This is a genomic window from Kitasatospora sp. MBT63, from assembly GCF_000710465.2.
Taxonomy (GTDB): Bacteria; Actinomycetota; Actinomycetes; order Streptomycetales; family Streptomycetaceae; genus Kitasatospora.
In genome coordinates this window covers 1-10,134 of record NZ_JAIZ01000191.1, presented here as the reverse complement: position 1 = coordinate 10,134, position 10,134 = coordinate 1, and the positions used below count along the sequence as shown (strand labels likewise).

The following is a 10,134-nucleotide window of genomic DNA, read 5'->3' as shown; positions in this document are numbered from 1 at the left end:
CGGGGTCCTGGGCGGCGGGCGCGGCAGCGGCGGCGGCGGCCGCAGCAGGGGCCGGCGCCGCCTCGGCGGCGAACGCCTGGCTGGCCGGGACAGCCAGGCCGACGGCCACCGCACCGGTCAGTCCGACGGCGAGGAAGCAGTCGGGCAGGCGGGGGTGGTGCATTCGGATGTTCGACAGCCGAAGCCGCCCCTGGCTGATGGCACGCACGCTTGAAGCACCTCTTGGGTCGTGGGGGTCGCACACCGCCTCGGGACAGCCGAGAGCCCGTGCGGAGCACGGAGCGCCGCGCACTGGGCGGCCGATGTACGGCGACGGGGTCCGACCCGCCGACTGCGCAGCGGGCCGGAGTGCGGCCCGGGTCACGGCCCGCTCGATGACGGGGCCGACTGCGCCGGGTGGCGTCCGCCGGTACCGACCGGCCGGAGCGCTCCCTCGATGTTGCGGGACCCCCACCCCCGGAGCAACCGCCTCCAGGGGGTCCCGACGCCCCGTCAGTCAGCTCATCCGGAATTGTGCATTCCGTTACCGGACAGCGGCCATGACGACCCGTCGGCAGGCCCAACACCCGGCACCGGCCCGTTCGCCGTGGGAAAGCTCACAGGCGAGACGGACGATTCGGACATAACGGTCATAAATCAAGATCCTCCGCGCCTTCGGGATCCCCCAACCCGCCTAGGAGCGAGCGGAGTTGAGGCCACAACCGGCCGACCCCCCGCCCCTCCTCCGGCGGCACCGCCGCGCACTCCGACGTGACCCCCGTCTCGCCGCCAGGGAGCCCCGCACCCCCGTCGGGTGACCCGCGTCACCGCCCGGCACCGGACCCTCGGGCCCCCGAACAGCCCCGGCGCCGGGCGGTGAGGTCAGCGGACGGCCGCGACCATCGAGTCCGCCACCGAGCGCCACACCACACCGGCCTCCCGGAAGCCCGCGTCGACCAGCCGGGCCGTGTGCCAGGCGGCCGGCCGGGGCTCCGGGTCCCGGTGTCCGCCGAAGATCTCGCGGCGCTCCGCGACCAGGTCGCCGAGCAGCGGGTCCGCGGCGGCCGCGGCCCACCACCGGCTCCAGTCCAGCGCCCCGGCGGCCCGCTCCCGCTGCTGCCGGCGCTGCTGGAACGCCTCGTCGGCGGCGTTCAGCAAGGGGGTGGCCGGCTCGGGGGTGTGGTCGGCATTGAGGAAGACGCCGCCGGGGCTCAGCAGGGCGGCGAGGTCCCCGTAGAGGCGGACCAGGTCGGCGGCGGGCAGCCAGTGCAGCGCGGTGGCGGTGACCACGGCGTCGTACGGGCCGGGCGGGAGCCGCCCGGCCCAGGCGCCGTCGCGCAGGTCGGCGGTGACCAGGGTGAGGCGGGGCTCGGCGGCGAAGTGGCCCTCGGCGATGGCGAGCAGGGCGGGGTCCAGGTCGACGCCGACGCTCACGGCGCCGGGCAGGCGGGCGAGCAGCCGCTCACTGATGGAGCCGGTGCCGCAGGCGAGGTCGAGCACTCGGGGGGCGGGCCCGGCGTGGGCCTCGACCGTGTCGAGCATCACCCGGAAGCGCTCCTCGCGGTCGGGGAGGTACCACTCCTGCTGCCGGTCCCAGCTGCGCTGCCAGTCGTCCCAGTACTCGCGGTCCGTGCCGTTCATGGGGACACCCCTCCCAGGTAAGAGACTCAGACCCCGCTGGGCCCTTACGGATCATAGGGCGAGATCGGTAATAGTCACAAGCGGCGATAGACCATTACCGGGGTGCGGGTTTTCGCCCCTTCACCGGCCGCTCCCGTAGAGTTCGCCGGGAGAATCGGCGATGTGGACAAGGGAACAACAGCGGTCATGACGGCGGGCGCGGACATCCAGAACGCAGCAGAAGAGATCGAGTACGGCCCCGGCATCGACCCGGAACGGCTGGAGCTCTGCCTCAGCGTCCTCGCCGAGCTCGACGAGCTGGACGTCGACCACCCGGACGCGATCACCGTCCGCAAGGCGGTCGGCGGCATCTTCCGCACCCTCAAACAGCGCCGCCGCCAGGAGACCCGGGCCCGCAAGACCGCCAACGACCGCGACGTCACCTCCCGTACCGCCACCGGCGCGCCGGGCCGGATCGACGACGAGACGGCCGGCGCGTTCGGCCTCACCACCGAGACCGTCACAGAGATCGCCGGGATACTCGAGCGCCCGCGCTCCTGCTACACCTGCAAGCAGCGCTACGTCGAGGTGGACGCCTTCTACCACCAGCTCTGCCGCAACTGCGCCGCGCTCAACCACAGCCGCCGGGGCGCCCGCGCCGACCTGACCGGCAAGCGGGCGCTGCTCACCGGCGGGCGGGCCAAGATCGGTATGTACATCGCGCTGCTGCTGCTGCGCGACGGCGCGCACACCACGATCACCACCCGCTTCCCGAACGACGCCATCCGCCGCTTCAAGGCGATGCCGGACAGCGCCGACTGGATCCACCGTCTCAAGATCATCGGCATCGACCTGCGCGACCCCGCGCAGGTGATGGCGCTGGCCGAGGAGGTCGCGGCGGACGGCCCGCTGGACATCCTGATCAACAACGCCGCCCAGACGGTCCGGCGCTCCCCCGCGGCCTACCGCGAACTGATCGCCGCCGAGTCGGCACCGCTGCCGGCCGGCGAACTGCCCCCGTCCACCGTGATCGGCCGGTACGGCAGCGGCAGTGTCGACCTGCCCGCACTGCCCGCGCAGGCCACCGGCGACACCGACCGGGTCACCGCCGAGGACGTCACCGCGCTCGCCCTGGTCGCCGGCTCGGCGACGCCCGAGCGGATCGCCGCCGGCACCGCGATCGACGCGGGCGGGCTGGTCCCCGACCTCGACGCCACCAACAGCTGGGTGCAGACCGTCAGCGAGGTCGGCCCGGTCGAGCTGCTGGAGGTGCAACTCTGCAACTCCACCGCGCCGTTCATCCTGATCAGCCAGCTGCGCCCGGCGATGGCCGCGTCCACCGCGCGCCGCAAGTACGTGGTGAACGTCTCCGCGATGGAGGGCGTCTTCAACCGCGGCTACAAGGGCGCCGGCCACCCGCACACCAACATGGCCAAGGCTGCGCTGAACATGCTCACCCGCACCAGCGCGGACGAGATGCTGCGGACCGACGGCATCCTGATGACCAGCGTGGACACCGGCTGGATCACCGACGAGCGGCCGCACCCCGACAAGATGCGCCTCGCCGAGGAGGGCTTCCACGCCCCGCTCGACCTGGTCGACGGCGCCGCCCGGGTGTACGACCCGATCGTGCGCGGCGAACTGGGCGAGGACCTGTACGGCTGCTTCCTCAAGGACTACTCCAAGGCCCCCTGGTAGCAGGCGGGTCCGCGGTGCGCGGCCCGGCGGCGCGCGGATCGGATCGGTCCCGGGCGACAGTGCGGCAGGCGACGGGCGGGAGGTGACCGGGGTGGCGGCGGTACCGGTGATCGGGGCGGGCGTGATCGTCCCGACGACGGACGGGCGGGTGCTGCTCGGCCGGCGGACCACGGCCGGCGAGGAGCCGAGCTGGGGCCTGCCCGGCGGCAAGGCCGACCGGGCGGGCGAGTCCTTCGAGCAGGCCGCCGCCCGGGAGTTGGCGGAGGAGACCGGCATCGTGCTGCCGGCGGCGGCGATGCGGGTGCTCGCCGTCCTGCTCGACCACCAGGGCGGCCGGCCCCGGCTCACCGCCGCCGTCCTCGCCCCGCCGAGCGACGCCCCCGCCGTCGTCACCGAACCGCACGCCTGCGCCGGCTGGGAGCGCTTCGCCCTCGACGCGCTGCCCGCGCCGCTGTTCTACCCCTCGGCGCTGGTGCTCGGCAGCTGGCTGCCGGGCCTCACCGACCCCGCGGGCGCCCACCGTTACCCCTTGCTCCCATCCGGGATCCGGCCCGCCTCCGACTGACCGACCGTCACATCCGTCTCCAGTCGGGCAGTTCGGCGGCTCAGGCCAGCCGGCGGACCGGCGTCCCGGCCAGGAACCCCGCGATGTCCTCCACCGCCTCGCCGTAGTACGTCCGGTAGTTGCGCTCGGTCACGTACCCGAGGTGCGGGGTGGCGAGCAGGTTCGGCAGCGAACGGTACGGGTGGTCCGCGGGAAGCGGCTCGGTCTCGAAGACGTCGACCCCGGCGCCCGCGATCCAGCCCTCGCGCAGCGCCTCGGCCAGCGCGTCCTGGTCGACGATCGCGGCCCTGGAGGTGTTCACCAGGTAGGCGGTGGGCCGCATCCGCCGCAGCTCGGCCGCGCCGAGCAGGCCCCGGGTCCGCTCGCTCAGGACCAGGTGGACGGAGACGAAGTCGCTGCCGGCCAGCAGTTCCTCCTTGGACGCCGCCAGGGTGGCTCCCACCTCCTCGGCCCGTTCGGCGGTCAGATTGCGGCTCCAGGCGGTCACTTCCATCCCGAAGGCCCGGCCGATCCGGGCCGCCTCGCCGCCGATCTTGCCGAGGCCGAGCAGGCCGAGCCGCCGCCCGTACAGGTCGGTGCCGACGGTGCTCTGCCACGGGCCGCCGGCCCGTACGGCGGCGCTCTCCGGGACCACCTGCCGGGCCAGGCCGAGGATCAGCGCCCAGGTGAGTTCCAGCGGCGGCTGGGAGAAGCTCGCGGTACCGCTCACCACGACACCGTGGGCGGCCGCCGCCGCGAGGTCGATCGACGCGTTGCGCATACCCGAGGTGATCAGCAGCCGGAGCCGGGGAAGCCGCGCGAACACCTCGGCGGTGAACGGCGTGCGCTCCCGCATCGCGACCACGATCTCGCAGTCGCCGACCGCCTCGACCAGCCCGTCCACCGAGGTGAAGTGCTCCCGCAGCGACCGGACTTCGACCCGGTCCTCGACCGGGGACCAGTCGGCGGCCGACCGGGCGACCTCCTGGTAGTCGTCCAGCACCGCACAGCGCAGCGTCATCGTCGCTCCCTCGCCCCGGCCGCCGTTCCAGGCGTCGGCCGCCCTGGTCACGCAGCCTATCCGGAGCCGTGGCCGCCTCCGCCGGACGGGTCCGGACCGGTCGGCACGGATTGCTAGGCTGCCCGGGTGATCCTGCCGACCGTCAGCAGCGTGCGCGCGCTGCACGAGAAGTACGCGCCCGGCCCCGAAGCCCTCGATCTGGTGCTCACCCACTGCGAGATCGTCGCCCGGATCGCGCTCCGGCTCGCCGAGCGCGCCGGGCAGCCGGTCGACACCGCCCTGGTCGAGGTGGGTGCGCTGCTGCACGACATCGGCGTCTACCGGGTCGGCACCGGCGCGTACATCCGGCACGGCGTGCTCGGCCACGAGCTCCTGCGGGCCGAGGGCCTGCCGGAGGAGTTGTGCCGTTTCGCCTCCTGCCACACCGGCGTCGGGCTGACCTGCGACGACATCGTCACCCAGCAGCTGCCGATCCCGCTCGGCGACTACCTCGCCGGGACGGTCGAGGAGCGGCTGGTGATGTACGCGGACAAGTTCCACTCCAAGAGCACCCCGCCGCGCTTCCTCGACGTCGCCGCCTACGCGGGCCGGTTGGCGCAGTTCGGGCCGGACAAGGTCACCGCTTTCGACGCGCTGGTGGACGAGTTCGGCCACCCCGACCTCGACCCGCTGGTCGCCGAGTACGGCCACGCCTGGCAGCAGGGCGCGCCACTGCCGCGCTGAGCACCGGCCGGGCCGCGCCGCCGGTCACCGGGATCCGGCCGCCGGTCGGTACACCCGGTCGGTACACCCGGCAGGTGCGCCCCTCAGTCAGGTACGCCGGCCGGGTGCGCCGGGGTCCGGCGGCGCCGTGGGCAGGGTGACAGTGAAGGCCGCGCCGCCCTCGGGGCCGTGGCCCTCGACGGTGACGGTGCCGCCGAGCAGGCCGGTCAGCCGGTGCGCGATGGCGAGACCCAGGCCGCTGCCGACCGGGCGGGTGTCGCGGTAACGGCCGTGCAGCGCGCCGCTGTCGAACGCGACGTCGACGTCCTCCTCGGTCAGGCCGGGCCCGCTGTCGCGGACCTGGAGCCGGGCCCCGCCGCCGTCGGGCGCGCTCAGCGCGAGGACCACCCGGCCGCCGCCCGGTGTCGCCCGCAGGGCGTTCTGCACCAGCCCGTCCAGCAGTTGCCGCACCCGGAACGGGTCGGTGTCCACCACCACCGGCCGCTCCGGCAGTTCGAGCCGCACCTGCACGCCGAGCCGCTCCCCGGGGCCGGCCCAGAACGCCGCCGCCTCGGCGGCCGGCGCACCGAGGTCGGTCGGCCCGCACTCCAGCCGGAAGTCGTCGGCGGTCAGCCGCGCCAGGTCCAGCAGGTCGCCGAGGAAGCGGTCCAGGCGCCGGGTCTCGTCCGCCAGGACCTGTCCGACCTCGGGTACCCCGGCCGGTTCGACCAGGCCGTCGGCGAGCGCCTCCGCGTAGCCCTGCAGCGCGGTCAGCGGGGTGCGCAGCTCGTGCGAGACCGACAGCAGGAAGTCGCGCTGGCGGTTCTCGCTGCGCGCGAGGGCGCCGTCCAGGACGTTGAGGGCGTGGCCGATCTCGGCGGCCTCCCGCGGTCCGCCGACGGTGGCGCGCACCCCGCGTTCGCCGCCCGCCAGCCGGTGCGCGACCTCGGCGGCCGACACCAGCGGGCGGGCGATCCGGCGCGCCAGCAGGGCGCCGGCCAGCGCCGCGCCGACCATGCCGGCCAGCAGCGGGAGCACGGTGTTGCGGCGGATCCGGCCGGTGTTCTGCTCGACCACGGTGTACGGCTCGGTGAGGACGGCGGCGCCGCCGCGTGCCCCCGGCACCCCGACCAGCAGGACCTCGCGGCCGCCGAGCACGGCGGTGGTGGAGACCGGCCGGCCCGCGAGCAGGTCGGCCTTGGCGGCGGTGCCGACCGCCGGGGTGGCGGTGCCGCTGACCGAACCGTCGGGGGTGATGACGGCGAGCTCGACGCCGTTGGGTCCGCCGAGCGCCTGGGCGCCGTTGAAGAGCAGCCCGGACAGGTTGGGCAGCCGGCTGAGCACGGTCGCCTGGCGGGCCAGCTGGTCGCGCTCGCGCTGCTCGACGCCGTGCGCCGCGGTCTGCCAGGCGACCAGCCCGGTCAGCGCCACCGCGAGGGCGGCGACCGCGGTGGTCAGCAGCACCAGGGTCCGGGCCAGCGAGGTGCGCGGCCGCCGTCCGCCGGTCACCGGCCGGGGTCCGTCGCGCTGTAGCCGACGCCGCGGACGGTCCGGATCGGGCTGGCGTCGCCGAGCTTGGCGCGCAGCTGCGAGACGAACACGTCGACCATCCGGGTGTCGCGGTAGCCGGGGTAGCCCCAGACCTCGGCGAGCAGCTGCTCGCGGGTGTAGACCCGTCCCGGCTGCCGGACCAGGTGGGCGATCAGGTTGAACTCGGTGGCGGTGAGTTCGACCGGCTCGCCGTCCCGGCGCACGGTGCGGCTGACCGGGTCGACGCTGAGCCGGCCGACCCCGCCCGGTGCCGCCCCCGGCGGGCCGGCCGCCCGGCGCAGCACCGTCTTGACCCGGGCCACCAGTTCCCGCGGCGAGAACGGCTTGGTCAGGTAGTCGTCGGCGCCCAGTTCCAGCCCGAGGATCCGGTCGGCCTCCTCGCCGCGCGCGGTGACCAGCAGCACCGGCGTCCAGTCGCCGGCGTCGCGCAGGGCCCGGCAGAAGGTGATGCCGTCCAGGCCCGGCAGGCCGACGTCCAGCACGATCGCGACGGGGTGCATCCGCCTGGCCGCGGCGAGGCCGGCCCGCCCGTCGCTCTCGACGTGGACGCCGAAGCCCTCGCGGGCCAGGTACAGCCGCTGGACGTCGGCGATGTGGCGCTCGTCCTCGACGACCAGGACGAGACCCCGGGACTCGGTCATCGCTACCTCTCTCACGTGCGGAAACGCCACCGATGCTAGCCAGGCCGGCCGGCCCGGCCGCGGCCCGCACCGCGGCCCGTACATTCCCCGAACAATCCGCCAACGCCGTCCTTACCGGTGTCGCACAGGGTGGGGCCCCATGACCACCGAACCCACCGAACGGCCCGCGCCCGTCGACCGGCCGTCACCACCCACCCGGACCGCACCCGCACCCGCTCCCGCTCCCGCTCCCGGGGCCGCGGCGGCGACCCGCCCCGGCCTGCTGCACCGGACCGGGCGCTGGTGCGCCCGGCGGGCCTGGCCGGTGATCGTCGTCTGGGCCGCGCTGCTGGCCGGCCTCGGGGTGGCCGACGCCCGCTGGGGCGGCACCTTCGCCGACAGTTTCGCGCTGCCGGGCACCGCCACCCAGACCGGCGGCGATCTGCTCCGCGACCACGGCGGCCGTACCACCGCGGGGGTCGCCGCACCCCTGGTGATCCGGTCCGGGGGGCCGGTCTCCGACCATCGGGCCGCGGTCGGTTCGGCGGTGGACGCCCTCGGCCGGCTGCCCGACGTGCTCGCGGTGTCGGATCCGCTGGCCACCCCCGGCGCGGTGTCGGCGGACGGCCGGACCGCGCTGGTCACCGTACGTTTCGCCACCACCCCGGCCGCCTTCGACCCGTCCTACCTGGCCGGGGTCGACGCGGCGGTGGGGCCGCTGCGCGCCGACGGCGTCACGGTCGAGTACGGCGACCCGCTGGGGCAGTTGGCGGCACCGAAGTCGGCCGACCGGGCCTCGGAGGCGATCGGGCTGGCGGTCGCCGTGCTGGTGCTGCTGATCGGCTTCGGCAGCGTCGCGGCGGCCGGTCTGCCGCTGCTGACCGCCGTCCTGGGGCTGGCGGCCGGGCTGGGCGGTCTCGGGCTGCTCGCGGCCCGTTTCGACTTCGCCCAGGCCGCGCCGACGCTCGCCGCGATGATGGGTCTGGGCGTCGGCATCGACTACGCGCTGTTCCTGGTGACCCGCCACCGGGCGCTGCTGCACGCCGGGGTGGAGCCCACCGAGGCGGTCGGGCGCACGGTGGCCACCAGCGGCCGGGCGGTGCTGGTGGCGGCCGCCACCGTGGCGATGGCGCTGGCGGGGCTGTTCGCCTCCGGCATCGGGTTCATCGGGACGCTGGGTGCGGCCGCCGGGCTGACCGTGCTGGTCGCCGCGGCCGCCTCGGTGACGCTGACGCCCGCACTGCTGGGACTGCTCGGGCACCGGATCGACCGGCTCCGGGTGCGCACCCCGGTCGCCGAGCCGACCGGCGGCTCCGACGTGTGGCACCGCTGGGCGGCGCTGGTCGGCCGGCGGCCCTGGCTGTTCCTGTCCGGCGGACTGCTGGTACTGGGCGTGCTCGCCGTCCCACTGGCCTCGCTGCAGCTCGGCCACGTCGACGCGGGCGCGCAGCCCGCCGGGCGGACCGACCGCCGGGCCTACGACCTGATCGGCGAGGCCTTCGGGCCGGGCGCGAACGGCCCGCTGACGGTGGTCGTCCAGCTGGACAGCCGCCTGGTCGCCGACCAGGCCGGGCGTGGGCGGCTCGCCGACGGGATCGGGCGCGAGCTGGCCGCCGTCCCCGGTGTCGCCTCCGTCGGCCGGCCGGTGACCAGCCCCGACGGGGTGCTGCTGATCACCACGGTCACCCCGGCGACCGGCCCGCAGGACCGGGCGACCTCGGCGCTGATCCACACCCTCCAGGGCACGGCCCTGCCGCACGCGCTGGCCGGGAGCGGCGCCACCGGTTACCTCACCGGGCCGACGGCGGCCGGGCAGACCTTCACCGACACCCTGGTCGCGAGGCTGCCGCTGATCATCGGCATCGTGGTCGCGGCGGCGTTCGTGCTGCTGCTCACGGTGTTCCGCAGCCTGCTGGTCGCGGTCAAGGCAGCGGTGCTCAACCTCTGCTCGATCGGCGCCGCGTACGGCGTCGTGGTCGCGGTCTTCCAGTGGGGCTGGGGCGGCGGCCTGCTGGGTGTGGGCGAGAAGGTCCCGGTCGAGTCCTACGTGCCGATGATGATGTTCGCGATCGCCTTCGGGCTCTCGATGGACTACGAGGTGTTCCTGCTGTCCCGGATCCGCGAGACCTGGTTGCACCGCGGGGACAACCACCTGGCGGTCGCCACCGGACTCGCCGCCACCGCCAGGGTGATCACCTGCGCGGCGCTGATCATGACCAGTGTCTTCCTGGCCTTCCTGCTCTCCAGCAACGCGGTGGTCAAGATGCTCGCGCTCGGTCTCGGTGTCAGCGTCGTCATCGACGCGACCGTGGTCCGGCTGGTGCTGGTGCCCGCGACCATGTACCTGTTCGGCCGCGCCAACTGGTGGCTCCCGCGCCCACTGGACCGCCTGCTGCCGC

Annotated in this window: 8 protein-coding genes; 4 read left to right on the top strand and 4 right to left on the bottom strand. The window is 75.0% G+C overall.

Going from position 1 to position 10,134, the window contains the following annotated elements; genetic code table 11:
- Positions 1–861: 861 nt before the first annotated feature.
- On the bottom strand, positions 862–1,620 hold the full coding sequence (locus AA75_RS13455) for a trans-aconitate 2-methyltransferase (protein WP_033820200.1): 759 nt from the start codon (positions 1,618–1,620) through the stop codon (positions 862–864).
- A 186-nt stretch (positions 1,621–1,806) separates the two neighbouring features.
- On the opposite strand from AA75_RS13455, the gene AA75_RS13450 reads away from it, so the two are divergent.
- A complete protein-coding gene (locus AA75_RS13450) occupies positions 1,807–3,297 on the top strand; it encodes an SDR family NAD(P)-dependent oxidoreductase (protein WP_033820199.1) in 1,491 nt (496 codons plus the stop codon).
- Between the two features lie 91 nt (positions 3,298–3,388).
- Positions 3,389–3,862 carry an NUDIX hydrolase gene (locus tag AA75_RS13445; protein ID WP_051812278.1) on the top strand — a complete coding sequence of 158 codons (474 nt, stop codon included), beginning with the start codon at positions 3,389–3,391 and terminating at the stop codon, positions 3,860–3,862.
- A gap of 40 nt (positions 3,863–3,902) precedes the next feature.
- Here AA75_RS13445 and AA75_RS13440 read toward each other — a convergent pair whose 3' ends face one another.
- Complete coding sequence (locus AA75_RS13440; RefSeq protein WP_033820202.1) at positions 3,903–4,862, bottom strand: D-2-hydroxyacid dehydrogenase family protein; 960 nt, start codon at positions 4,860–4,862, stop codon at positions 3,903–3,905.
- A 126-nt stretch (positions 4,863–4,988) separates the two neighbouring features.
- On the opposite strand from AA75_RS13440, the gene AA75_RS13435 reads away from it, so the two are divergent.
- On the top strand, positions 4,989–5,585 hold the full coding sequence (locus AA75_RS13435) for an HD domain-containing protein (protein ID WP_033820198.1): 597 nt from the start codon (positions 4,989–4,991) through the stop codon (positions 5,583–5,585).
- 87 nt (positions 5,586–5,672) lie between these two features.
- Here the strand turns inward: AA75_RS13435 and AA75_RS13430 are convergent, their stop codons facing one another.
- Both AA75_RS13430 and AA75_RS13425 read right to left on the bottom strand, forming a co-directional pair.
- Positions 5,673–7,073 (bottom strand): HAMP domain-containing sensor histidine kinase, encoded by a 1,401-nt coding sequence (locus AA75_RS13430; protein WP_033820197.1) that lies wholly within the window; start codon positions 7,071–7,073, stop codon positions 5,673–5,675.
- Positions 7,070–7,756 carry a response regulator transcription factor gene (locus AA75_RS13425; protein ID WP_033820196.1) on the bottom strand — a complete coding sequence of 229 codons (687 nt, stop codon included), beginning with the start codon at positions 7,754–7,756 and terminating at the stop codon, positions 7,070–7,072. The genes AA75_RS13430 and AA75_RS13425 overlap by 4 nt, the downstream gene beginning before the upstream one ends.
- 139 nt (positions 7,757–7,895) lie before the next feature.
- Between AA75_RS13425 and AA75_RS13420 the strand changes: the two genes are divergently transcribed.
- On the top strand, positions 7,896–10,134 hold a 2,239-nt coding region (locus AA75_RS13420), incomplete at its 3' end, for an MMPL family transporter (protein ID WP_063794348.1).